Origin of the sequence: Streptomyces sp. NPDC049585 (assembly GCF_040675615.1) — a bacterium.
Classification (GTDB): domain Bacteria; phylum Actinomycetota; class Actinomycetes; order Streptomycetales; family Streptomycetaceae; genus Streptomyces; species Streptomyces luteosporeus.
Map to the genome: position 1 here is coordinate 1 of NZ_JBFAPE010000001.1, position 23,518 is coordinate 23,518.

The following is a 23,518-nucleotide window of genomic DNA, read 5'->3' on the forward strand; positions in this document are numbered from 1 at the left end:
CCGTCGCCGGCCGATCGCGCCCACGCGGCGGCAGCCGCACATCGACACCGCCCCGCGCCCCTTACGGGGCACTGCATGATCCGCCGGACACGCCCCAGGGCCGGTCCGGCGGACCTTCGTCACGGGGCGCTCCGCCGGCGGGCGATGCGGCCGCCCAAGGCTTGCGCCGCGCCCGCCGCCACCGGCAGCAGGGCGAGCCCCAGGGCCGGGGAGCCGGCCGGCACACCGGCCCGGCGCAGCCGGGCCAGGGCCCAGACGCTGTAGGGCACGACGACCGTCGGGGACGTCGCCACCCCCGGCGTGTAGCCCCGGTAGGCGGCGGACTGCCCCATGTGCACCAGGCCGTGCAGGCCGAAGCCCGTCAGAACCGTACGGAAGAAGGCACTGCGCCCCCGGGTGCGCGCGCCGTCCGCCGCGGCCGCCGCGATGAGCAGCGCCATCAGCCCGATCGCGACGTTCACCTGCGGCTGGGTGACCTCCACCCGCGACCACACCCGCCGGGGCACGCGCGGGAAGCGGGCCGCCAGGCGGGGGACGGCCCTCTTGGACCAGGGGGCCATGGTGAGGAGCTCCTCCGGATCGTTGGCCGCCCAGGCGGCGAACAGCCCCCAGTAGACGGCCGCGGGTATGGCGTCGCGGGCTTCCTCGTCGGGTGTGCGGTCCATCGGCTGCTTCTCCTCGGTGTCCTCGGTGTCCTCGGCGTCAGGCCGGCACGGGCGGCGACGCGGGCGCCGGCCATACGTAGCGGACATCCGGCTCGCGCTCCTCGTTGCGCCGCCCGTCGGTGCGCTCGGTCGCGACGAAGCCGTGCCGCTCGTAGAACCGCCGCGCGGGCCCGTTGCACTGGAAGGTCCACAGCTCCAGGCCCTGCGGCCGCTGCTGCTTGGCCAGGTCGACGAACCGGTCGCCCAGCCCCCGGCCGCGCCGGCGCGGATCCAGGTACAGCTGCTCCAGCTCGGACCCCTGCAGCACCAGCAGCCCGAGGACCTCACCCGCGGCCTCCGCCACCCAGGCCTCGCCCTGCGGCACCACGACATGCCGGAACCACTGCCGTACGGCGTCGTCGTCGTGCACGCGCCGCACGTCCGGCAACGCCGTGGCGAAGGACCTCAGCCACACGTCGGCCATGGGGGCCGCATCGGAGTCCCGGGCGCGCCGGAACACCACGTCGTCGATCGTCACGGCGCGGACTGTTGCACGGACGGCGGCGCGGCGCACCCGATTTACCGGGTGGCGGCCCGGCTGCCAGGGCCTGTCCGGCGGATCGTGCAGCGCCCCGTAAGGGGCGCGGGGAACTGCGCGATCGGCCACCCGGCGGCCCGCAGTCGAGGCGCCACCCCGGCACTCCGTCTGCGGGCGCGTCGTGGCTTGTCGCGCCCACGCGGCGGCAGCCGCAGATCAGCGCTGCCCCGCGCCCCTACGGGGCGCCGTGGTGGCTGCGTGACGACGATCCGCCGGACCCGGCCTAGCGCGGGTTGAAGACGACGCTGGCGAAGTGCGCACCGCTCGGCGCGGACTGCCCCGGTGCGAGCCGTGTCGCGGATCCCTTGCACCGCTTGTCGCTGTAGACGACGACGGGCCCCTTGGTCGCGTTCTGCGCGCCGCGGGCCTCCTGGCCCATGTCGAAGCACTTGTTGTCGGGCGGGTTCTGGATGGAGTACGCCTTGTTCTTGGGCCCCACCCAGGCGAACGTCCCGCTCGCGGCGGTCGCCGTACCCGCGGTGGTGGTCGTGACGAGAGCGAGCCCGCCGAGTACGACGGCGAGCGAACGGCAAAGACGCATCTTCTGTCCTTCGTGAGCGACGAGGGCTACCGACACCCGGACCAACGGTCGAGCCGTTTCGAAGGAAACGGTCGAAAACCGGTGAGGGTCAGGTGAACAGCAGGGTGGAGGGCCCGTCGACCACTTCGACGCCCTTGTCCGTGGCGCAGTCCGGCACGTTCAGCGAGCCCCACTTCACGGCCGGGTCACCGCCCGCACACGTGTACGCCGCGGTGCCGCTGATCCTCGCGTGCCGCGGTCGCAGGGCCAGGCCCGGGGAGAAGCGGACGGTGGCGCTGCCCCCGATCCCCCGGCTCCCGCCGAACGACGACACCGCCGGCACAAGCAGCAGCACCCGCGCCATGGGCGGCCCCGACTTGAACCTCACGCCGCGTCAGGATGCATGGTGACGGCATGACCTCGACCGCTTCCCCACCCTGGAAGGTCGGCCGGCTCGCGGAGGCGAGCGGGCTGACCGTCCGTACGCTGCATCACTGGGACACCATCGGACTGCTCAGCCCCTCCCTGCGCACAGCGGGCGGCCACCGGGAGTACACGGAGGACGACCTGGTCCGCCTCTACCAGGTGCTGGCGCTGCGCAGCCTCGGGCTGGGGCTGGAGTCCATCGCGGCGTGCCTCGACGCCGGGGTCGACCCCCTACGGCTCGTCCGCGACCACCTCGCGGAGGTCGAGGGGCGGATCGCCGCCCTCGACACGCTGCGCGGGCGCCTTCGGCGGCTGGAGGCCGGGCTGTCCGACGAGGACCGCGACGGCGCGAAGGGCGGCCTGCCGACACCCGGCGACCTGCTGGAGGCGCTGCGGGCGGCCGGCGGCGGCACGGAGGCGGAGGCGGTGCTGCGCCGGCACCTGGACGCCGACGGCCGGGCGGTGCTGCGGGCGGGCGCCGCGGCCGCCGGGCCCGCCGCGCACTACCTGCTGCACGTCGAGTGGCCGCAGCTCTACCGGCGCGCACAGGAGTTGCGCACGGCGGGCGTCGCACCGGCCGATCCGCGCGTGCGCAAGCTGGTGGCGCGCATGGACGAACTGGGCGCGCTGTTCACGGGTGGCGACCGCCGTGTCTCCGCCGGGGTGCGCGCCGCCTGGCGGGACGACCCGGCGGCCGTCTCCGGCGATCCGCAGGCACCCGCGGACGCCTGGCGCGACCTCGCCTCGTACCTGGACGCATCCCGTCACCCGGAAGCAACGGAAGCAACGGAAGGAACCCCGTGATGAACCGCCTGGACATCACCGCCGCCCTCGCCCCGGCGCTGCCCCTGCTCATGACCCTGCCGTTCTGCGCCGCCCTGGCCTCGGTCGGCGTGGCCCCGTGGGCGATCGTGTGGTCCGTGCCCGTGGCCGTCGCCGCGTACGCCGCCGTCGGCTACCTGCGCCTCGGCCGCGACCGGCGGCGTCCCGGGCCCGGCGCCGGCTGAGCGGCGCGCTCAGGCCGCCTGCACCGGCGGGTTCGGCTTGATGACGGCGAAGGGGGCGCCCTGGCCGTCGGCCAGCCACGCCATGCGGCCGACGTCGGGGACGTCGGAGGCGGGCATCAGCACCGCACCGCCCGCGCCCTGCGTCACCCGCACGACCGTGTCGACGTCCTCGACGGCGAAGTACGGCAGCCAGCGCGGCTTCTCCGATTCCTCGCGCAGCGGCACCACGCCGCCGAAGGCGGCCTGCTGCTGGTCGCCCTCGGCGGTCGCCAGCACGGTGTAGGTCATGCCGGGGACCTTCAGGTCCTCGGAGCGCCAGCCGAAGATGCCGCGGTAGAAGGCCTTGGCGGCCGTGGGGTCGCCGGTGTGCAGCTCGGCCCAGCACAGGGCGCCGGCCTCCGACGCCTTCTCCAGGCCCTGGACGGCGGCCGGCTGCCACAGGGAGAAGTCGGCGCCGCCGGGGTCGGTCAGGCAGGCCATGCGGCCGGCGCCCATCACGTCGAAGGGCGCGACGCGCACGCGGCCGCCGCCCTGCTCGACGGCCTTCGTCGTGGCGTCGGCGTCGGGGGTCTGGAAGTAGACCGTCCAGGCCGTTTCGGCGCCTTCCTCGGTGAGGGGGCCGACGGCGGCGACGGTGCTGCCGTCCTTCTTGAAGAACGCGTAACCCCCGGCGTCCGGACCGGCGGACTGCGTCTCCCAGCCGAAGACCGTGCCGTAGAAGGCGGCGGCCGCGGCCGTGTCGGGGCTGCCGAGGTCGAGCCAGGTGGGAGCTCCGGTGACGAAGTCGGTGGTGAGCATGGTGATGCGCTCCCTTCCACGGGTTCCGCCGGTTGTCCCCGCCCGTACCCGTATCAGTCTGGCACCGGGCACCGACGCGCGCCCGCCCAAGCCCTCACTCGAACGGAGTAGCTCTCGGATCGCAGGGCGCGCGACCGAGGCGCACGATGAGAGTGCTGGCAGAAGAGTGATTCGCGTTCCCGATCAGGAGCAGATCATGACGACAGCCAAGGAAATCATGCACCCGGGCGCCCAGTGGATAAAGAAGACCGACACCGTGCTGCGCGCCTCCCAGCTGATGAAGGACCTCAACGTCGGCGCGCTCCCCGTGGCCGACGAGAACGAACGGCTGTGCGGGATCATCACCGACCGCGACATCACCGTGAAGTGCGTGGCCGAGGGCCTCGACGCCTCCCGCTGTCAGGCGGCCGAGCTCTGCGAGGGCACCCCGCGCTGGATCGACGCCAACGCCGACGTGGAGGACGTCCTGCACGAGATGGAGAACCACCGCATCAAGCGGCTGCCGGTCATCGAGAACAAGAGGCTCGTCGGCATGATCAGCGAGGCGGACCTGGCCCAGCACCTCACGGACGACCAGATCGCCGAGTTCGCGGAAATGGTCTACGCCCGGGGAAGCTGACATGAAGGCCAGGGACATCATGCACAAGGGCGCCCAGTGGATCACGCGCGACGAGACGCTGTCCCGGGCAGCCCAGGTCATGGACCTGATCGGCGTGGGGGCCCTGCCCGTCAGCGACCCGAACGGCAAGCTGTGCGGGATCGTCACCGACCGCGACATCGTGGTCAAGTGCGTGGCCCGCGGCCGTGACCCGACGAAGGTCACGGCCGGCGACCTGTGCGAGGGCACTCCGCGCTGGATCGACGCCGACGCGGACGTCGACGCCGTACTGCACGAGATGGAGACCCACCGCATCCGGCGCCTGCCGGTCATCGACCACAAACAACTGGTCGGCATGATCAGCGAGGCGGACGTGGCCCGGAACCTGTCCGACGACCGCGTCGCCGAGTTCGCGAGCCACATCTACGCCGCCGCACCCTGACGATTGCCCTGCCGGTCGGCCCCCGGGGCGCCTAGCCTGGCGCCATGGCGAGCGAGGGCGGGGCGGGCGTGCGCCGCGCGGAACGGCGCCTGCGCCGGGGGCGCGTGCTGGCCGGGGCCGGTGCGGCCGCGTGCTGCGGGGCGCTGGTCCTGGTGCTGGTGGCGGGCGGTTCCGTACGGGCACTGGGGTGGACGGCGGGCGCGGCGGTGTGCCTGGCGGCGGCCACGCTGCTGCCGTGGCGCCGGATCGGCGCGGACGGCGGCGGGCCGCAGCGGCGGCCGGAGCGGCCGGCGCCGCTCGGGCCGGCGCCGCTATCGGTCCCGCCGCGGCCATCGGTGCCGCCGCGGCAGTCCGGAGCGCCCGTGCCCGCGGGTGGCGGCCCGGGGCGGCCCCGCCCGCCCCACGCGCCCTTGGCGTCGCGCCGCCCGCGCACCCTCGGGTGGGCCGGCCTGGTGGTCGTTCTGCTGGCGGGCTTGGGGGTGGTGCTGCAGCTGTCGCCCGTCGGTTCCCCTCCGCAGGGCTCCCGCCCGCCGCAGGGGACCCCGCCGGCCGGCTCGCCCGCTCCGGCGACGCCCCCGCGGGGCACGCCCGACGCTCCGTCCGCACCCGCCACCGCCGCACCGCCGGAGCAGATGCCCGCCAACCCGAACGCGGGTGCCGGCGTCGGCGCCGGCACGGGCACGACCGGCGGCCAGGCCCCCGGGCCGTCCGACACCGTCGCCCTCCTCACCGCCCTCGGCGGCCTGCTCACCGCCGTCGGCGGGTGCGTCACCGCGACCGCCGCGGTGATCCAGGCCCGGGCCGCCGCCCGGCCGGCACCACCCCCTGCGGAGTGACGGCGCCCTCCTGCGCGGGCCCGGCCCGCGCTAGCCTGCCGGACGTACGCGCTCGCCGCGCCCGGAGGTGCCATGCGTCCGCTGCCCGTCCGCCGCCACCGCCTCTCGCGTCCCGTCCGGCAGCGGCTGGCGGCCGATGCCGGGCTGCTCGTGCTCTTCGCCGCCTTCGCCGTGCCGCTGTTGTGGCTGCTGCTCGCCTCCGTGGACGCCGGGGCGGGGCTTCGGGTCCGGGTGCCCTCGGAGCCGACCGTGGAGAACTTCTCGGCCGTCCTGACCGACGAGATCACCTTCCGCCCCATGCTCAACAGCGTGCTGCTGTGCGGTGGGGCGACCGCGGTGACGGTCGTGTGCGCCGCCCTCGCCGCGTACCCGCTCTCCCGTTACCTCTCGCGTCTGGCGCGGCCGTACCTGCTGGGGGTGCTGTTCGCGACGTGTCTGCCGATCACGGCGGTGATGGTGCCGGTGTACGGGCTCTTCGTGCGCATCGACCTGATCGACACCCTCCACGGCACCGCGCTCTTCCTGGCCACCGCCCAACTGCCCTTCGCGATCTGGCTGATGAAGAACTTCATGGACGGCGTGCCGGTGATGCTGGAGGAGGCCGCCTGGACGGACGGCGCGAGCCGCGCCCAGGCGCTGGTGCGGGTGGTCCTGCCGCTGATGGGCCCCGGGCTGGCGGTGGTGACGATCTACTGCTTCATCATGATGTGGGGCAACTTCTTCGTGCCCTTCATGCTCCTGCTCACGCCGGACCGGCTCCCGGCGTCGGTCAGCATCTTCACGTTCTTCGGCAACTACGGTCAGGTGGCCTACGGCCAGCTGGCGGCCTTCTCCGTGCTGTACTCCACCCCCGTCGTCCTCCTCTACGCCCTCATCGCCCGCCGCCTGGGCGGCGGCTTCGCGCTGGGGGGTGCGGTGAAGGGGTGATGCGGGTCCTCGCGTGGCTCCTGGGGAGGATGCCGTACATCTGAAGTGCTACGTCGCGCCGGTGCCACGGTCCCGCAGGGTGACGGGGGATTCCGGCCCGAGGGCTGACGTCCGGGCCGGGGGGCGGGCCAAGAATTGGAATCGCTGATTCCAGCGATTCCCGGTTCCCAGGCCCCACTCCCCGGAGGAGACCCGTGTCGTACGCGGCTGCCCGTCCAGCTCCCCCCGCATCCACCCCCACTGTTGCCGCCCGCGCCGAGGGGTTGTGCAAGGTCTACGGGCAGGGGGAGACGCGGGTCACCGCCCTGGACGCGGTCTCGGTGGAGTTCCGGCAGGGCGAGTTCACCGCGATCATGGGGCCCTCGGGGTCGGGCAAGTCCACGCTGATGCACTGCATGGCCGGGCTGGACACCGTCTCGTCCGGGTCCGTACGGATCGGGGACGTCGAGTTGAGCAGCCTGAACGACCGGCAGCTGACCCGGCTGCGCCGGGACCGGGTGGGGTTCGTCTTCCAGGCGTTCAACCTGCTGCCGACACTGACCGCGCTGGAGAACATCACGCTGCCCCTGAGCATCGCGGGCCGCCGGCCGGATGCCGAGTGGATGCAGCGGATCGTGGAGACGCTGGGGCTGTCCGGGCGGCTGGGGCACCGGCCGAGCCAGTTGTCGGGCGGGCAGCAGCAGCGCGTGGCCGTGGCGCGGGCGCTGACCTCGCGGCCGGAGATCGTCTTCGCCGACGAGCCCACCGGCAACCTCGACTCGCGCTCCGGCGCCGAACTCCTCGGTTTCCTGCAGGAGTCGACGCGTGCCCTGCGGCAGACGGTGGTCATGGTCACGCACGACCCGGTCGCCGCCTCCTACGCCGACCGCGTCGTCTTCCTCGCCGACGGCCGCATCGTCGACGACATGCACGGGCCCACGGCCGACTCCGTCCTCAACCGGATGCGTCTGTTCGACGCCAAGGGCCGTACGAGCTGAGCCGACCGCCGTCCCCCTCCCACCACACCCAGGACCCCACGTGTTCCGTACCGCCCTGCGCAATCTCCTCGCGCACAAGACCCGGCTGATGATGACCGCCCTGGCGGTGCTGCTCGGCACCGCCTTCGTCACCGGCACCCTGATCTTCAGCGACTCGGTGGGCAGCGCCTACCGCAACCGGATGGCCAAGAGCCTCGACGACGTCGCCGTCTCCGTGACCGCGGGCGGCCCCCGCACCGACGCCGACGACCAGGGCGTCCTCGATGCCCGGATGGTGCAGCGGATCGCCGCCCTGCCGGGCGTGGCCTCCGTACGACCCTCCGTCACCGGCCTGCCGATGATCGCGGACCGGCACGGCGACCCCGTCGGCGGCGAATGGGGCAGCGACGGCGCCAACTTCGTCCCCGGCAAGGACGGCAAGGACAGCCGCTATCCGCTGGTCAAGGGCCGCGGCCCGGCCGCCGGGGACGAGATCGCCCTGGATGTGAAGACCGCCGGGAAGCTCGGCGTCACGCTCGGCGGCACCGTGCGGATGGCCGTCGACGGCCCGGTCATGACCAAGAAGCTCGTCGGCGTCGTCCGCACCGACAACCCCCGCGTGAGCGCAGGCGCGGGCCTGGCGCTCTTCGACACCGAAACCGCGCAGAGGCTCTTCGGCAAGCCCGGCGAGTACAGCGAGCTCGTCGTCTCCGCGACCCCCGGCACCGACCAGGGCGCGCTCACCGCGAAGGTCCGCGAGACGCTGCCGAAGTCCTTCGAGGCCACGAGCGGCAAGCAGCTCGCCGCCTCCCAGGCGAAGATGGTCGACGAGCAGACGCGCTCCATCCGCAAGACCCTGCTGGTCTTCGCGGGCATCTCCCTCTTCGTCGGCGTCTTCATCATCGCCAACACCTTCACCATGCTGATCGCCCAGCGCACCCGTGAGATCGCGCTGCTGCGCGCCGTGGGCGCCACCCGCCGTCAGGTCGTGCGCTCGGTGCTGATCGAGGCGGGGCTGCTGGGCCTGGTCGCCTCCGCGCTGGGCTTCGTCCTCGGCCTCGGCGTCGCCAAGGGTCTGCACCCGGTGCTCAACCTGACCGGCGGGAGCCTGCCCGACGGCCCGCTGGTGATCGAGCCGTCGGCCGTGCTGTCCGCCCTCGGGGTGGGCGTCGTGGTGACCGTGCTCGCCGCCTGGCTGCCGTCCCGCAAGGCCGCCCGGATCGCCCCCGTCGAGGCGCTGGCCTCCGTCGAGGCGGCGCCGGCCCCCCGTGGCCTGGTCCTGCGCAACTCCATCGGTGCGGCGCTCACCGCCCTGGGCGTGGGCCTCATGCTGTACGTCACGAGGTTCAAGGACAGCAGCGGCATCAACTACGCGATGGCGGGCTCGGCCCTCACCCTCACCGGACTGATCGTCCTGGCCCCGCTGCTCTCCCGCCCGGTCGTGCGGCTCTTCGGCCGCCTCGCGATCCGCCTCGCCGGCATCAGCGGCAAGCTCGCCCGGGAGAACGCCCTGCGCAACCCGCGCCGCACCGCCGCCACCGCCTCCGCGCTGATGATCGGCCTCACGCTGATCACCGGCCTGACCGTGGGCGCCGTCTCGGCGGACCGGGGCATGTCGACCATGGGCGAGCCGGACATGACGGCCGACTACAAGGTCAGCTCCGCCGGCCACCTGGGCCTCTCCCCCGAGATCGGCCGGACGCTCGCCGGGCAGCCCGGTGTCGCGGCGGCCGTGCCACTGCGGACGACCGGTTTCCAGTACGAGCAGCGCCCGGGGTCGGTCACCGGAACGGACGTCCGGCAGCTCGGCAAGGTGGTCGACGTGACCGTCGTCAGCGGCTCGCTCGCCGACGTGCACGGCACGTCCGCCGTCGCCGTCTCGGACGAATTCGCGGCCAAGGGACGTCTGACGGTGGGATCCACGCTGCCGATGGAGTTCTACGACGGCAAGAAGGCCGCCCCGCGCGTCGTCGCCGTCTACAAGGACAACAACATCCTGTCCTCGGTCCTGTCCACCCCCGCCCTCGTCGACCCCCACCAGGACAAGGCGCGCGACGACCAGGTGCTGGTGAAGGCCGCCCCGGGCAAGGCGAAGGACCTCGCCGGGCAGATCAAGGAGACGCTCGGCAAGAACCCGGTCATCAAGGTCCAGAGCCAGGACGACCTGCGCCGCTCCGACGCCGGGAGCATCGACGACGTCCTCTACCTGATGTACGGACTGCTCGGCATGGCCGTGGTCATCGCCGTCATCGGCGTCGTCAACACCCTCGCCATGTCCGTCTTCGAGCGGACGCGGGAGATCGGAATGCTGCGCGCCATCGGCCTGGACCGGCGCGAGGTCAAGCGGATGGTGCGGCTGGAGTCCGTGATGATCGCGATGTTCGGCGCGGTGCTGGGCGTGGCGGCCGGTGTCTTCCTGGCCTGGTCCGGCGGCCACCTGCTGCGCTCGTCCTTCCCGCAGTACGAGATGGTCGTGCCGTGGGCGCGGATCGCGGTCTTCCTGCTGCTGGCGCTGGCGGTCGGGGTACTGGCCGCGGTCTGGCCGGCCCGCCGGGCGGCAAAGCTGGACGCCCTGGAGGCGATCGGGACTCAGTGAGCCGGGGCGCCCCGTCAGGGGCGCGGGGAACTGCGCGATCGGCCACCGGCGGCCCGCAGCCGAAGACACCACCCCGGGGCCCGGGCACAGCACCTCACCTGCGGGCGCATCGTGGTTGATCGCGCAGTTCCCCGCGCCCCTGACGGGGCGCCGTACACGAGGGCCCCCGCCCGACAGTGTCGGGCGGGGGCCCTCACGCGCGCACGGCGCGGGAGCGTGGGCGAGGGCCTAGAAGACCGACTCCGCCTCGTCCATGCGGTTCTCCGGGACGCGCTTGAGCTCGGTGATCGCGTCCGCGAGCGGCACCATGTGGATGTCGGTGCCCTTGAGCGCGGTCATCTTGCCGAACTCGCCGCGGTGCGCGGCCTCGACGGCGTGCCAGCCGAAGCGGGTGGCGAGGACGCGGTCGTACGCGGTGGGGGTGCCGCCGCGCTGGACGTGGCCGAGGATGACCGGGCGGGCCTCCTTGCCCAGGCGGCGCTCGAGCTCGCCGGCGAGCTTGGTGCCGATGCCGGCGAAGCGCTCGTGACCGAACTGGTCTATGGCGCCCTTCTTGTAGTCCATCGTCCCGTCGGCGGGGTGGGCGCCCTCGGCGACGCAGATGACGGCGAACTTCTTGCCGCGGGCGAAGCGCTCCTCCACCATCTTCACCAGGTCGGCGGGGTCGAAGGGACGCTCGGGCAGGCAGATGCCGTGCGCGCCGCCGGCCATGCCGGACTCCAGCGCGATCCATCCGGCGTGGCGGCCCATGACCTCGACGACCATCACCCGCTGGTGGGACTCGGCCGTGGTCTTCAGGCGGTCGATGGCCTCGGTGGCGACGCCGACGGCGGTGTCGAAGCCGAAGGTGCGGTCCGTGGAGGAGATGTCGTTGTCGATGGTCTTGGGAACGCCGACCACGGGCAGGCCCGCGTCCGAGAGCATCCGGGCGGCGGTCAGCGTGCCTTCGCCGCCGATGGGGATGAGGACGTCGATGCCGTATTCGCGGGCGAGCTCCTTGGAGCTCTCGCACGCCTCGCGCAGCCGGGCGCGCTCCAGGCGCGAGGAGCCGAGGATGGTGCCGCCGCGGGCCAGGATGCCGCTGACGGCCTCCAGGTCGAGCTTGCGGTGGCGGCCGTCGAGCAGTCCCTTGAAGCCGTCTTCGAAACCGATGACCTCGTCACCGTGGCCGACGACGGCCCGGTGCACCACCGAGCGGATGACGGCGTTCAGACCGGGGCAGTCGCCGCCCGCGGTGAGGACTCCGATGCGCATCGTGCTGTGTCTCCTGCTCGCTACTGGTACCTGTGAGCCGGACCGATTGTTTCACGGGCCGGGCGGGCCTGTCTCACTCCCACCGCCGGACTCCTGACGCGCGCCTTAACCACAGGCACAGGTATTGTCAAGAGGGCAAGACCACCCTAACGGGTATTTCTTCGGGGCGGGCGGAACGGCCCGCACCAGGTGAACACGGCGAAGGATCAAGGAGAGCACGCGTGACGCGCAGCGTGTACGTGACCGGGACCGACCGGGGCGACGGGCGCCAGGTCATCGAGCTGGGGGTCATGGAGCTGCTGACCCGGCATGTCGACAAGGTGGGCGTCTTCCGCCCCCTCTTCCACGGCGACGGGCCGGACCGCCTCTTCGACCTGCTGCGCTCGCGCTACCGGCTGACGCAGCCGGCCGACAGCGTGGTCGGCCTGACCTACGCCGAGGCCGCCGCGCTGCAGGCCGAGCGCGGCACCGAGGAGCTGGTCTCCCGGCTGGTCGACCGCTTCCACGCGGTCGCCCGCGACTACGAGTACGTCCTCGTGCTCGGCACCGACTTCGCCGGCACCACCCTGCCCGACGAGCTGGCCCTCAACGCCCGCCTGGCCAACGAGTTCGCCGCCTCGGTGATCACTGTGGTCGGCGGCCAGGAGCAGTCGGCGGAGTCGGTGCGCGCCGAAGCCCGCAACGCCTACCGGGCGTACCACTCGCTGGGCTGCGACGTCGTCGCCCTGGTGGTCAACCGCATCGCCCCGGCCGACCGCGAGGAGATCGCCGCCCAGCTCTCGGCGAGCCTGCCGGTGCCCTGCTACGCGCTGCCGGAGGACTCCTCGCTCTCCGCGCCGACCGTGCGCCAGATCGTGGACAAGCTGGGCGCCGAGGTGCTCCTCGGCGACGACGCGGGGCTCTCGCGCGACGCCAAGGACTTCGTCTTCGGCGGCGCCATGCTGCCGGTCTTCCTGCCCGCCCTGACCGAGGGCTGCCTGGTGGTCACCCCCGGCGACCGCGTGGATCTGATCGTCGGCGCGCTGGCCGCGCACAGCGCCGGCGCCCCGTCCATCGCCGGTGTGCTGCTGACCCTGGACGAGCGCCCGGGCCCGGACATCCTGGCCCTGGCCGGCCGCCTGGCGCCCGGCACCCCGGTGGTCTCCGTGCCCGGTGGCTCCTTCCCCACCGCCGCGGAGCTCTTCGCGATCGAGGGCAAGCTGGAGGCGTCCTCGCCGCGCAAGGCCGAGACCGCCCTCGGCCTGTTCGAGCGGCACGTGGACACCGCCGCGCTCACCCAGCGCATCTCGGTGGCCCGCTCCGAGCGCGTCACGCCGATGATGTTCGAGCACGAGCTGATCGAGCGCTCCCGCTCCGCCCGCCGCCGGGTCGTGCTGCCCGAGGGCACCGAGGAGCGTGTGCTGCGCGCGGCCGACGTGCTGCTGCGCCGCGACGTGTGCGACCTGATCCTGCTCGGCGAGGAGGACGCCGTGCGCAAGCGGGGCGCCGAGCTGGGCATCGACCTGGCCGCCGCCCAGATCATCGACCCGCAGACCTCCCCGCTGCGCGACCGCTTCGCCGAGATCTACGCCAAGGCCCGCGCCCACAAGGGCATGACCGTGGAGCTGGCGCACGACGTCGTCGCCGACGTGTCGTACTTCGGCACCCTGATGGTCCAGGAGGGCCTGGCCGACGGCATGGTCTCCGGCGCCGTGCACTCCACGGCCGCCACCATCCGGCCGGCCTTCGAGATCATCAAGACCGCGCCGGGCGCCCAGATCGTCTCCTCGGTCTTCTTCATGTGCCTGGCCGACCGGGTGCTCGTCTACGGCGACTGCGCGGTCAACCCCGACCCGAACGCCGAGCAGCTCGCGGACATCGCCATCCAGTCCGCCGAGACCGCCAAGCAGTTCGGCGTCGAGCCGCGCGTGGCGATGCTGTCGTACTCGACCGGCACCTCCGGTTCCGGCGCCGACGTCGACAAGGTCCGCAAGGCCACCGAGCTGGTGCGCGAGCGCCGCCCGGAGCTGCTGGTCGAGGGCCCGATCCAGTACGACGCCGCCGTCGACGCCCGCGTCGCCGCGACCAAGCTGCCCGGCTCGCAGGTGGCGGGCAAGGCCACCGTCCTGGTGTTCCCCGACCTCAACACGGGCAACAACACCTACAAGGCCGTGCAGCGCTCGGCCGGCGCGGTCGCGGTCGGCCCCGTCCTGCAGGGCCTGCGCAAGCCCGTGAACGACCTCTCGCGCGGCGCGCTGGTGCAGGACATCGTCAACACCGTCGCCATCACCGCCATCCAGGCGCAGGGCGAGCAGCGCAGCGAGCGCACGGAACCGTAAGCAGTCCGGCCGTGGGGCCGGGACCCGAGCCCCGGCCCCACGGCTGCCCCTCCCCCCTTGATCACCCGCTACCGGAAAGCCCCATGACTTCCACCGCCACCCGCGTCCTCGTCCTCAACTCCGGCTCGTCCTCCGTCAAGTACCAGCTGCTCGACATGGCCGACGGGGCCCGCCTGGCCGCCGGTCTCGTCGAGCGCATCGGCGAGGAGACCTCGCGGCTGGCGCACACCCCGCTGGCGACCGGCGGCGACAAGCGCGAGCGCGTCGCGCCCATCGCCGACCACGCCGCCGCCCTGGACGCCGTCGCCGAGGAGCTGGCCGCCGACGGTCTGGGCCTGGACTCCCCGGAGCTCGCCGCCATCGGCCACCGCGTGGTGCACGGCGGCAGCCAGTTCACCGAGCCCACCCTGATCACCGACGAGGTCGTCGCCGAGATCGAGCGCCTGATCCCGGTCGCCCCGCTGCACAACCCGGCCAACATCACCGGCATCCGCACCGCCCGGAACCTGCGCCCGGACCTGCCGCAGGTCGCCGTCTTCGACACCGCCTTCCACACGACGATGCCGGAGGCCGCCGCCCGCTACGCCCTCGACGTCGAGACCGCCGACGCCCACCGCGTGCGCCGCTACGGCTTCCACGGCACCTCGCACGCGTACGTCTCGCGCAGGACCGCCGAGCTGCTGGGCAAGGCCCCTGAAGAGGTCAACGTCATCGTCCTGCACCTGGGCAACGGCGCCTCCGCCTCCGCCGTGCGCGGCGGCCGCTGCGTCGACACCTCCATGGGCCTGACCCCGCTGGAGGGCCTGGTCATGGGTACCCGCTCCGGTGACCTCGACCCGGCGGTGATCTTCCACCTGGCGCGCAACGCCGGCATGTCCATCGACGAGATCGACTCGCTCCTGAACAAGAAGAGCGGTCTGATCGGACTGTGCGGCGACAACGACATGCGCGAGATCCGCCGGCGCATCGACGAGGGCGACGAGCAGGCGCAGCTCGCCTTCGACATCTACGTGCACCGGCTGAAGAAGTACATCGGCGCCTACTACGCCGTCCTGGGCAGGGTCGACGCCGTGGCCTTCACGGCCGGCGTGGGCGAGAACGCGGCGCCCGTGCGCGAGGCCGCCGTGGCGGGCCTGGAGGAGCTGGGTCTGGTCGTGGACGCGGGCCTGAACGGCATCCGCTCCGGCGAGGCGCGGCTGATCTCGCCCGAGTACGCGCGGGTCGCGGTGGCCGTCGTCCCCACGGACGAGGAGCTGGAGATCGCCGCTCAGACGTACGCGCTGGTCAGCGCCTAGGTGATGCGGAACGGCCGGATCCGATCTTGGTCGTTCCCACAGCTCGAATATTCCGCTCCGAAACAAACCGATAGGATCTGCCCCATGCGCCGTTCCAAAATCGTCTGCACCCTGGGCCCCGCCGTCGACTCCTACGACCAGCTGAAGACGCTGATCGAGGCCGGCATGAACGTGGCCCGCTTCAACATGAGCCACGGGTCCCACGCGGAGCACGAGGAGCGGTACCACCGCCTCCGCAAGGCCAGCGAGGAGACCGGGCGCGCGGTCGGCGTCCTCGCCGACCTGCAGGGCCCGAAGATCCGCCTGGAGACCTTCGCGGACGGTCCGGTCGAGCTCGTGCGCGGCGACGAGTTCGTCATCACCACCGAGGACGTCCCCGGTGACAGGACGATCTGCGGCACCACCTACAAGGGCCTGCCGGGCGACGTCGCCAAGGGCGACCAGGTCCTGATCAACGACGGCAACGTCGAGCTGCGCGTCACCGAGGTCGACGGCCCGCGGGTGCGGACGATCGTCATCGAGGGCGGCGTCATCTCCGACCACAAGGGCATCAACCTGCCCGGCGCGGCGGTGAACGTCCCGGCGCTGTCCGAGAAGGACGTCGAGGACCTGAAGTTCGCGCTCGCGATGGGCTGCGACATGGTCGCCCTGTCCTTCGTCCGCGACGCCAAGGACGTCCAGGACGTCCACCGCGTCATGGACGAGGTCGGCCGCCGCGTCCCGGTCATCGCCAAGGTCGAGAAGCCGCAGGCCGTCGAGAACATGCAGGAGGTCGTCATGGCCTTCGACGGTGTGATGGTGGCCCGTGGCGACCTCGCGGTGGAGTACCCGCTGGAGCGCGTCCCGCTGGTGCAGAAGCGCCTGATCGAGATGTGCCGCCGCAACGCCAAGCCGGTGATCGTCGCGACCCAGATGATGGAGTCGATGATCACCAACTCCCGGCCGACCCGTGCCGAGGCCTCCGACGTCGCCAACGCGATCCTGGACGGCGCGGACGCGGTCATGCTCTCGGCCGAGTCGTCGGTCGGCGCCTACCCGATCGAGACGGTCAAGACGATGTCCCGCATCGTCGAGGCCGCCGAGCAGGAGCTGCTCTCCAAGGGCCTGCAGCCGCTGGTGCCGGGCAAGAAGCCGCGCACCCAGGGCGGCTCGGTGGCCCGCGCCGCCTGCGAGATCGCCGACTTCCTCGGCGGCAAGGCGCTGGTGGCGTTCACCAAGTCCGGCGACACGGCCCGCCGCCTGTCCCGCTACCGTGCGGCCCAGCCGATCCTGGCCTTCACCACGGACGCCGCGACCCGCAACCAGCTCGCCCTGAGCTGGGGCGTCGAGACGTTCGTCGTCCCGCACGTGGACAACACCGACGCGATGGTCGACCTGGTCGACGCGGAGCTGCTGAAGCTGCACCGCTACAACGAGGGCGACGTCATGATCATCACCGCCGGCTCCCCGCCCGGCGTCCCGGGCACCACCAACATGGTGCGTGTCCACCACCTCGGCGGCGAGACCCGCTGACACGACGCGCGAACGGCCGCCATCCCCGTCGGGGGGTGGCGGCCGTCGTGCTGTTCCTACGGGTACGTGCCCGGCGTCAGGTACTGGTGCAGGTTGGGGATGTGCAGCGTTCCGCCGTACTGGCCGGCCTGACGGATCTTCACATTGGTGAAGAAGATCGGAACCGGCAGCTTCACCCCGGGGATCAGCGGCGGCGGGCTGGAAGGCGACTGCGTCGAGGGGATGAGCCCGAGCAGGTTGCCCTTGAGCTCCTCCGTGTACATCGTGATCCGCCCGCTGCCAACCGTCGAGGTCGTCCCGATCCCGGCCACGTGGTACTGCATGCCCTGGTTGTTGACGATCTGGTGCAGGTCCTTGATGTCGAGCGAGTCCGCCGTGAACTTCAGCACGGCCTTCTTCTCCCCGTTCACCATGGTGATCTGCTTGACGCCCTCGTAGGTCAGCCCGTGCAGGGTGAGCGTGCTCGCCTCCAGGTACCAGGGCTGGTGGGGGAAGGCGCGGTGCTCGTTCTCGTCGACGACGGTGCCGGGCGGGCAGGGCGGCAACGGCTTGTCCGGACCGGCGGAGGCCGTGCCGGACGCCTGCGGCGAGGGCGAGCCGGACGCCTCCGGCGAGGGTGCCGTCGCCCCGGGGGCGGGCGTCGCCCCGGGCGTGGCCGACACCTTGGGGCCGGCCTTGGCCGAGAGCGTGGCCGACGGCGACGGTGCCACCGGCGGCTTGACCGCCGGCGCCGGCACGGACGGGGCGGACGGGACGGCCGTCGAGGGCGCGGGCCTGGGCGGCTCGGCCTTCCGTCCGGTCAGGATGCCGCCCAGCACGTCACCGAGCCCGAGCGGGTCCAGCGGGTTCTTCGCCTTCGAGGGCGAGGACGAGGGCGACGGCGTGGGCGTGGGTCTGGAGGCTGCAGGAGGAGGCGCCGGTTCGGCGTCCGGTTTCGCGCTCGGCGCCGGCGCCGGCTTGGCGCTCGCCGTCGGGCCCGGCTGCGCCGTCCCCGCGGACGGTTCCGCCGTCCCGGACGGCTCCGGGTCCGGCTCCGACGCCGCCTTCGCCGACTGCGTCGGCGTCGGCTCCGGTGCCTTGTCCGGCGCCGTGACGCAACCCGCCTCGCCGAAAGGATTCGCCGGGGCGACGGGCTTCGCCTGCGCCAGGGTCGGCGTGAGCCCGATGCCCATCAGGACCGCGCTCGGCATCGCCGCGAGCGCGATGGCCTTGCCGGCCGGCATGTGCAGCCGGGCCAGCAGCGGCTTTCTCGGTGCCGCGTGCCGGGGCCCCGCCACGGGGCGCTCCTCGTCAGTCGCCACGCGGACCCCCGTCGGGCTGTGCCCCCGCCGCCGCCACGGGCTGCGGCTTCTTCGCCGGCACCCAGGACACGCCCAGTCCGCCGCCGATCAGGGCCAGCAGGAATCCCAGCAGGAACGCCCCGAAGTTGGAGACGACCAGGGAGACCAGTGCCAGCAGGATCGCGGCGACTCCGGCGAAGACGCGCGACTGCGGCTGGAACCACATGGTCAGTCCGAGCACGATCAGGAGCACGCCGATGATCAGCGAACCGGCGCCGGCGGTGGTGGCCAGCCGGATGTGCAGGTCGCCGAGCGTCATGGTCTGGTACGGGATGTACATGATCGGGACCCCGGCCAGGATGCACAAGAGCCCGCCCCAGAAGGGGCGGTGGCCCCGCCAGTCCCAGAACGAACGGCGGGTGCGGCCGAGAGAGACGATCAGCCGTGGTCGCGTGTCGGCGCTCATGGATACAGCTCCTAGGACTGGCGAATCGGTGGTGCGAGGGGGGTCGTGCCGGTCACGGGCACGGGAGCGCGCGCATCCGCCCACCCGTACCCGTCCGGTTCCGGCGCGCGTCAGCTCTTCGGGCAGGCCGTGTCGCCCATGCTGACGTTCATCTTCAGACCCGGCAGGGTGAAGGTGCCGGCGGAGGTCGCCCACGCCTTCTGGTCGACGTGGTTGAACTCCACCGACTTGGCCTGCTGGGCGAAGGAGCCCGGCACATAGGCGCCGCGGCCGTTCTCGCCCGGCTTGGCCGGGCCGGGGCCCTTGGTGGTGGCGTCCACCGAGACGCCGATGTCGACCTCATCGAACCGGGCGTCGGCCTGCAGGTCGTTGGCGTCGATGAAGAGCTTGGTGGCCTGCACCTTGCTGCCGTCGTCCTTGGCGCCCGTGCCGGCCTTCAGCACCATGGACACGCTGCCGAACGGGGTGGGCACGGTGACCGCCTGGCACAGGCTGGTGATCTTGGCGGAGTCGAGCCCCACCACCGCCACCGGCTGCCGGCCCTTGCCGGTCTCGTCCATGGCTCCGTACTGGACGAATCCGGTGCCCTCCAGCCGCTCCGCTGTCACCTGGAACTGCTGGCCCGACACGCTGAACGACGCCGCCAGCGCACCCTGCGCGATCGCCACGCCTATCGCGGCCGACGCCGCGACGCTGGGCACCATGACGACCGCGAACCGGCGCCATCTGGTCCCACCGCGAGTTAGGGACTTCACGACTTTCCTCCTTCTCGGACGTACACCCCGGGCCGGCCTCGCAGAGACCCGCACCCGGAAGTGGGAGAAGAGCTACGTCCTCGGGAAGAAGAGCGCCGTCGCACGATGCGGCGCCAACCGCGCCCGACACACACCGGCGTTCACCCCCGAGCGACAACCACGTTGGCCACGCCTTCGCGCAACCGCCGGGACAGGCCCTGCCGTTGCGCGGCAGGGACCCCCCTGTCCCATCGACCGCCGGGCACGTCCCGCCGGCCCGCCCGGTGGGGACCCATCCGTGGGGGATGGACCGGGCTGGGGCGATCGTGGTCCATTCGGGCCCGGGGCACAAGGGGTTGATTACTCGCGAGTAACGGACGGATAACCGCCGGGAGACCGGCCGGCATCGACCGGGGGCCGGAGCGTCTCGGAGCGTGCACGCGCATCGGGGGAGGAAAGCAGAAGAACCCGGGCGAAAGCCCGGGTTCCTCCTACTCGCAGTAACAGACCGACCGTTTACCAAGTTTTGGTAAAGCGCGGCGACTGTGCCGCCTGGGGCACGCGAGGTGCCCCGCGGAACACCTGGACGAGCGGCATCAGAACAGCGCGCGCGAGAGCGCGGTGCGCGCCGCCGTCACCCGCGGGTCGTCCGGACCGATCACCTCGAACAGCTCCAGCAGCCGCACCCGGGCCGCCTCGCGGTCCTCGCCCGCCGTCCGCCGGATCGTGTCGATCAGCCGCCCGAAGGCGTCCTCGACGTGCCCGCCGACCAGGTCCAGGTCGGCCGCGGCGATCTGCGCCTGCACATCGCCCGGGGCGTCGGCCGCCGCCTTGCGCACCTGCTGGGCGTCCACGCCCTGCACGCGCTGCAGCAGCTGCGCCTGGGCCAGGCCCAGCCTGGCCTCCGCGTTGGCCGGGTCGTCGGAGAGCACGTTCTCGTACGCCCGCACCGCACCGCCCAGGTCGCCCGCGTCCAGCGCCTCGTGGGCGGCGCTCAGGGCGCTGTCGTACGGGCCGGCGGGGGCCGTCGGCGCCGCGTAGGCCTCGCCCTCGTCCGCTCCCGGGGCGCCGCCGACGATGCCGAAGCGCTCCTCGGCGACCTGGACCAGCTGGTCCAGCACCGGGCGGATCTGCGTGTCGGGCAGGGCGCCCTGGAAGAGCGGCAGGGCCTGGCCGGCCACCACCGCGAAGACCGCCGGGACGGACTGGATACCGAACTGCTGGGCCAGCAGCTGGTTGGCCTCGACGTCGACCTTGGCCAGGACGAACCGGCCCGCGTACTCGGCGGCGAGCCGCTCCAGGACCGGCATCAGCTGCTTGCACGGCTGGCACCATTCGGCCCAGAACTGGATGACGACGGGCACCTCGGCGGAGCGCTGCAGGACCTCCTGCTCGAACCCGGCCTCGGTGGCGTCGAAGACGAGGGCGCCCGCACCGGCGGCGGGCGCGCCGCCGCCGCGGCGCTCGGCCTCGGCACGCGCCTGCTCGGCCTTCTTCTTCGCCTCCCCGGCCGCCTTCACCGCGGCGAGGTCGACCACTCCACTCATGGACATGTTCCGTGGCTGCATGGGCCCATCCTCCCCCCTCGGCACGGTGAAGCGGAAAACGGTGAAGCAGAAAAACGCCGGGGGCTGGATTGACGCCGGGTCCCCACTCGGCGCCGTGGTTGTCGCTCCCTTACGCTACGAGCCGTAGCGTAACTGGACGGCCCTCGCGGGGGACCCCCGCCACCGGTGATCTGCCTCACACCTCCGGGGGTGAGGTCCGGACCAGACGGGCTACTGGGCGGTAAGGTCGTCGTTCATGAGCTCAGCCCCCTCCCCCGCGCCGCGCCGCGCCGGCGGCCGCACGGGCCGGCCGCGCAGCACGGAGGCCGACCGCGCGATCCTCGGCGCGACGCGCGAGGCGCTGGTCGAGCTCGGCTGGGGAAAGCTGACCATGGGTGACGTCGCGGCCCGCGCCAAAGTCGCCAAGACCACCCTCTACCGCCGCTGGGCGGGCAAGAACGAGCTGGTCGTGGACGCGGTGGCGGCGCTGTTCGACGAGCACCTGGAGCTGCCCGACCGCGGCTGCCTGCTGGCCGACATCGAGGGCGTGGTGCTGCAGTTCGCGGCCCTGCTGGAGCGGCCGGAGACCAAGACCGCCCTGATGGCCGTGGTGGCCGAGTCCACGCGCGACGACGCGCTGCGCGAGCGCATCCGCTCCGCCATCGTCGACCGGCAGAAGGCTCTGGTGCTCCTCGGCCGCGAGCGCGCCCAGGCCCGCGGGGAACTGCCCTTGGAGCCCGACCCGGCCGGGGCGGCCCGCACCGCCGACCTGATCTTCGATGTCATCGCGGGCGCCGTCGTCCACCGGACGCTCGTCAGCGCCGAACCCGTGGACGCCGCATGGGCCCGCGGCTTCGCCGCCCTCCTGGTGGGCGGCCTCGCCGCAGCGGCCGGCGGCGCCTGATCCCGTACGCCCGCCGCATCCCGCGGTTGGCCGGAAATCGACGACGCCCCCTGGCGCCGGGCGCTGCAGGGGGCGTCGATCAGGACGTACGGCTCAGGCGTACGGCTCAGAAGCCGGCGGGCTCGGTGTACGTGCCCCACTCCTCGCGCAGGACACCGCAGATCTCGCCGAGGGTGGCCTCGGCCCGGACCGCCTCCAGCATCGGCTCGATCATGTTGGAGCCGTCGCGGGCGGCGGTGAGCATGGCCTCCAGGGCCGCGCGGACCCGGGCGTCGTCCCGGTGGGCCTTGCGGTCGGCCAGCACGCGCACCTGCTCGCGCTCGACCTCGTGGCTCACGCGCAGGATCTCCAGGTCGCCGGTGACCGAACCGTGGTGGCAGTTGACGCCGACGACGCGCTTGGCCCCCTTCTCCAGGGCCTGCTGGTAGCGGAAGGCGCTCTCGGCGATCTCGCCGGTGAACCAGCCGTCCTCGATGCCGCGCAGGATGCCCGAGGTGATGGGGCCGATGGGGTGCCGGCCGTCGGGGTGGGCGCGCAGGCCGCGCTCCTTGATCTGGTCGAAGATCTTCTCGGCGTCGGCCTCGATGCGGTCGGTGAGCTGCTCGACGTACCAGGAGCCGCCCAGCGGATCGGCGACATTGGTGACCCCGGTCTCCTCCATCAGCACCTGCTGGGTGCGCAGGGCGATCTCGGCGGCCTGCTCGCTGGGCAGGGCCAGGGTCTCGTCGAGGGCGTTGGTGTGCAGCGAGTTCGTTCCGCCGAGGACCGCGGCGAGGGCCTCCACGGCGGTGCGCACCACGTTGTTGTACGGCTGCTGGGCGGTGAGGGAGACACCGGCGGTCTGGGTGTGGAAGCGCAGCCACTGGGCCTTGTCCGTCTTCGCGCCGTACACCTCCTTCATCCAGCGCGCCCAGATCCGGCGGGCCGCACGGAACTTGGCGATCTCCTCGAAGAAGTCGACGTGGGCGTCGAAGAAGAAGGACAGGCCGGGCGCGAAGGCGTCGACGTCCAGGCCGCGGGAGAGCCCCAGCTCGACGTAGCCGAAGCCGTCGGCGAGGGTGTACGCGAGCTCCTGCGCGGCCGTGGCCCCCGCCTCGCGGATGTGGTAGCCGGAGACGGACAGCGGCTTGTAGGCGGGGATGTGGCGCGTGCAGTGCTCCATCAGGTCGCCGATCAGGCGCAGGTGTGGCTCGGGCTGGAAGAGCCACTCCTTCTGCGCGATGTACTCCTTGAAGATGTCCGTCTGCAGCGTGCCGTTGAGGACGGAGGTGTCGACGCCCTGGCGCTCGGCGGCGACGAGGTACATGCAGAAGGCCGGGACGGCCGGGCCGCTGATCGTCATGGAGGTGGTGACGTCGCCGAGCGGGATGTCCTTGAAGAGGACCTCCATGTCGGCGGCGGAGTCGATCGCCACGCCGCAGTGGCCGACCTCGCCCAGCGAGCGCGGGTCGTCGGAGTCGCGCCCCATGAGGGTGGGCATGTCGAAGGCCACGGACAGCCCGCCGCCGCCGTTGCCCAGGATCATCTTGTAGCGCTCGTTGGTCTGCTCGGCGTTGCCGAAACCGGCGAACTGCCGGATGGTCCAGGTGCGGCCGCGGTAGCCGGCCGCGTACAGGCCGCGGGTGAAGGGGTACTCCCCGGGCCAGCCGATCCGCTCGAAGCCCTCGTAGACGTCGCCGGGGCGCGGGCCGTAGACGGGCTCGACCTCGGCACCGGAGAGGGTGGTGAAGTCGGCGTCGCGCGTGCGCGCGGCGTCGAACCGCGCCTGCCAGCGGCTGCGCCCGGCCTCGATGGCTGCTGCGTCCATGGTCGTGTCGTCCGCCTCTCGTGCCCTGCCCCGCCAGATTTACTAGGACGTCC

23 protein-coding genes are annotated in these 23,518 nt (G+C 72.6%); 12 read left to right on the forward strand and 11 right to left on the reverse strand.

Annotation, left to right across the window (positions count from 1 at the left end; all coding sequences use genetic code 11):
- Nucleotides 1-119 precede the first annotated feature (119 nt).
- The 4 genes from AB0K17_RS00005 to AB0K17_RS00020 all read right to left on the reverse strand — a co-directional run bounded on the left by AB0K17_RS00005 (nucleotide 120) and on the right by AB0K17_RS00020 (nucleotide 2,150).
- Nucleotides 120-665 carry an HXXEE domain-containing protein gene (locus tag AB0K17_RS00005; protein WP_365981625.1) on the reverse strand — a complete coding sequence of 182 codons (546 nt, stop codon included), beginning with the start codon at nucleotides 663-665 and terminating at the stop codon, nucleotides 120-122.
- Between the two features lie 37 nt (nucleotides 666-702).
- Nucleotides 703-1,182 (reverse strand): GNAT family N-acetyltransferase, encoded by a 480-nt coding sequence (locus AB0K17_RS00010; protein WP_365981626.1) that lies wholly within the window; start codon nucleotides 1,180-1,182, stop codon nucleotides 703-705.
- Nucleotides 1,183-1,465: 283 nt separating this feature from the next.
- Nucleotides 1,466-1,783: a hypothetical protein gene (locus AB0K17_RS00015; protein ID WP_365969772.1), complete on the reverse strand. Its 318-nt coding sequence runs from the start codon at nucleotides 1,781-1,783 to the stop codon at nucleotides 1,466-1,468.
- 88 nt (nucleotides 1,784-1,871) lie between these two features.
- Nucleotides 1,872-2,150 carry a hypothetical protein gene (locus tag AB0K17_RS00020; protein WP_365981627.1) on the reverse strand — a complete coding sequence of 93 codons (279 nt, stop codon included), beginning with the start codon at nucleotides 2,148-2,150 and terminating at the stop codon, nucleotides 1,872-1,874.
- A gap of 26 nt (nucleotides 2,151-2,176) precedes the next feature.
- Between AB0K17_RS00020 and AB0K17_RS00025 the strand changes: the two genes are divergently transcribed.
- Entirely contained in the window at nucleotides 2,177-2,992 is an 816-nt protein-coding gene (locus tag AB0K17_RS00025; RefSeq protein ID WP_365981628.1) for a MerR family transcriptional regulator, read from the forward strand.
- A complete protein-coding gene (locus tag AB0K17_RS00030; protein ID WP_365981629.1) occupies nucleotides 2,992-3,195 on the forward strand; it encodes a hypothetical protein in 204 nt (67 codons plus the stop codon). Before AB0K17_RS00025 ends, AB0K17_RS00030 begins: the two co-directional genes overlap by 1 nt.
- Nucleotides 3,196-3,204: 9 nt before the next feature.
- Here the strand turns inward: AB0K17_RS00030 and AB0K17_RS00035 are convergent, their stop codons facing one another.
- Entirely contained in the window at nucleotides 3,205-3,993 is a 789-nt protein-coding gene (locus tag AB0K17_RS00035; RefSeq protein WP_365969768.1) for a VOC family protein, read from the reverse strand.
- Nucleotides 3,994-4,189: 196 nt separating this feature from the next.
- Between AB0K17_RS00035 and AB0K17_RS00040 the strand changes: the two genes are divergently transcribed.
- The 6 genes from AB0K17_RS00040 (at nucleotide 4,190) to AB0K17_RS00065 (ending at nucleotide 10,348) form a co-directional block, all read left to right on the forward strand.
- Nucleotides 4,190-4,612 carry a CBS domain-containing protein gene (locus tag AB0K17_RS00040; protein ID WP_365969767.1) on the forward strand — a complete coding sequence of 141 codons (423 nt, stop codon included), beginning with the start codon at nucleotides 4,190-4,192 and terminating at the stop codon, nucleotides 4,610-4,612.
- Between the two features lies 1 nt (nucleotide 4,613).
- Entirely contained in the window at nucleotides 4,614-5,033 is a 420-nt protein-coding gene (locus AB0K17_RS00045; protein WP_365969766.1) for a CBS domain-containing protein, read from the forward strand.
- Nucleotides 5,034-5,077: 44 nt separating this feature from the next.
- Complete coding sequence (locus AB0K17_RS00050; RefSeq protein WP_365981630.1) at nucleotides 5,078-5,869, forward strand: hypothetical protein; 792 nt, start codon at nucleotides 5,078-5,080, stop codon at nucleotides 5,867-5,869.
- Nucleotides 5,870-5,941: 72 nt separating this feature from the next.
- Complete coding sequence (locus tag AB0K17_RS00055) at nucleotides 5,942-6,796, forward strand: carbohydrate ABC transporter permease (protein WP_365981631.1); 855 nt, start codon at nucleotides 5,942-5,944, stop codon at nucleotides 6,794-6,796.
- A gap of 194 nt (nucleotides 6,797-6,990) precedes the next feature.
- The gene (locus AB0K17_RS00060) at nucleotides 6,991-7,773 is read left to right on the forward strand and encodes an ABC transporter ATP-binding protein (RefSeq protein ID WP_365969763.1); all 783 of its coding nucleotides are present in this window, start codon (nucleotides 6,991-6,993) and stop codon (nucleotides 7,771-7,773) included.
- Between the two features lie 40 nt (nucleotides 7,774-7,813).
- Nucleotides 7,814-10,348, forward strand: coding sequence for an FtsX-like permease family protein (locus AB0K17_RS00065; RefSeq protein WP_365981632.1), 2,535 nt, complete (start codon nucleotides 7,814-7,816; stop codon nucleotides 10,346-10,348).
- A 228-nt stretch (nucleotides 10,349-10,576) separates the two neighbouring features.
- On the opposite strand, the gene AB0K17_RS00070 is transcribed toward AB0K17_RS00065, so the two are convergent.
- The gene (locus AB0K17_RS00070; protein ID WP_365969761.1) at nucleotides 10,577-11,602 is read right to left on the reverse strand and encodes an ATP-dependent 6-phosphofructokinase; all 1,026 of its coding nucleotides are present in this window, start codon (nucleotides 11,600-11,602) and stop codon (nucleotides 10,577-10,579) included.
- Nucleotides 11,603-11,823: 221 nt separating this feature from the next.
- Between AB0K17_RS00070 and pta the strand changes: the two genes are divergently transcribed.
- The 3 genes from pta (at nucleotide 11,824) to pyk (ending at nucleotide 16,727) form a co-directional block, all read left to right on the forward strand.
- Nucleotides 11,824-13,920 carry a phosphate acetyltransferase gene (gene pta, locus AB0K17_RS00075; protein ID WP_365981633.1) on the forward strand — a complete coding sequence of 699 codons (2,097 nt, stop codon included), beginning with the start codon at nucleotides 11,824-11,826 and terminating at the stop codon, nucleotides 13,918-13,920.
- 83 nt (nucleotides 13,921-14,003) lie between these two features.
- The gene (locus tag AB0K17_RS00080) at nucleotides 14,004-15,215 is read left to right on the forward strand and encodes an acetate kinase (protein WP_365969759.1); all 1,212 of its coding nucleotides are present in this window, start codon (nucleotides 14,004-14,006) and stop codon (nucleotides 15,213-15,215) included.
- Nucleotides 15,216-15,299: 84 nt separating this feature from the next.
- Nucleotides 15,300-16,727 (forward strand): pyruvate kinase, encoded by a 1,428-nt coding sequence (pyk, locus tag AB0K17_RS00085; protein WP_344435688.1) that lies wholly within the window; start codon nucleotides 15,300-15,302, stop codon nucleotides 16,725-16,727.
- Between the two features lie 56 nt (nucleotides 16,728-16,783).
- Here the strand turns inward: pyk and AB0K17_RS00090 are convergent, their stop codons facing one another.
- From AB0K17_RS00090 to AB0K17_RS00105, 4 genes are all read right to left on the reverse strand, one after another.
- A complete protein-coding gene (locus AB0K17_RS00090; protein ID WP_365981634.1) occupies nucleotides 16,784-18,028 on the reverse strand; it encodes a hypothetical protein in 1,245 nt (414 codons plus the stop codon).
- Nucleotides 18,018-18,473 carry a DUF6114 domain-containing protein gene (locus AB0K17_RS00095; RefSeq protein ID WP_365969757.1) on the reverse strand — a complete coding sequence of 152 codons (456 nt, stop codon included), beginning with the start codon at nucleotides 18,471-18,473 and terminating at the stop codon, nucleotides 18,018-18,020. Before AB0K17_RS00095 ends, AB0K17_RS00090 begins: the two co-directional genes overlap by 11 nt.
- Nucleotides 18,474-18,583: 110 nt before the next feature.
- Complete coding sequence (locus AB0K17_RS00100; RefSeq protein WP_365981635.1) at nucleotides 18,584-19,228, reverse strand: DUF6230 family protein; 645 nt, start codon at nucleotides 19,226-19,228, stop codon at nucleotides 18,584-18,586.
- A gap of 575 nt (nucleotides 19,229-19,803) precedes the next feature.
- Entirely contained in the window at nucleotides 19,804-20,775 is a 972-nt protein-coding gene (locus AB0K17_RS00105) for a tetratricopeptide repeat protein (protein ID WP_365969755.1), read from the reverse strand.
- Nucleotides 20,776-21,010: 235 nt separating this feature from the next.
- On the opposite strand from AB0K17_RS00105, the gene AB0K17_RS00110 reads away from it, so the two are divergent.
- A complete protein-coding gene (locus AB0K17_RS00110) occupies nucleotides 21,011-21,658 on the forward strand; it encodes a TetR/AcrR family transcriptional regulator (RefSeq protein WP_365969754.1) in 648 nt (215 codons plus the stop codon).
- 106 nt (nucleotides 21,659-21,764) lie between these two features.
- Here the strand turns inward: AB0K17_RS00110 and AB0K17_RS00115 are convergent, their stop codons facing one another.
- A complete protein-coding gene (locus tag AB0K17_RS00115) occupies nucleotides 21,765-23,465 on the reverse strand; it encodes a methylmalonyl-CoA mutase family protein (RefSeq protein ID WP_365969753.1) in 1,701 nt (566 codons plus the stop codon).
- Nucleotides 23,466-23,518 lie beyond the last annotated feature (53 nt).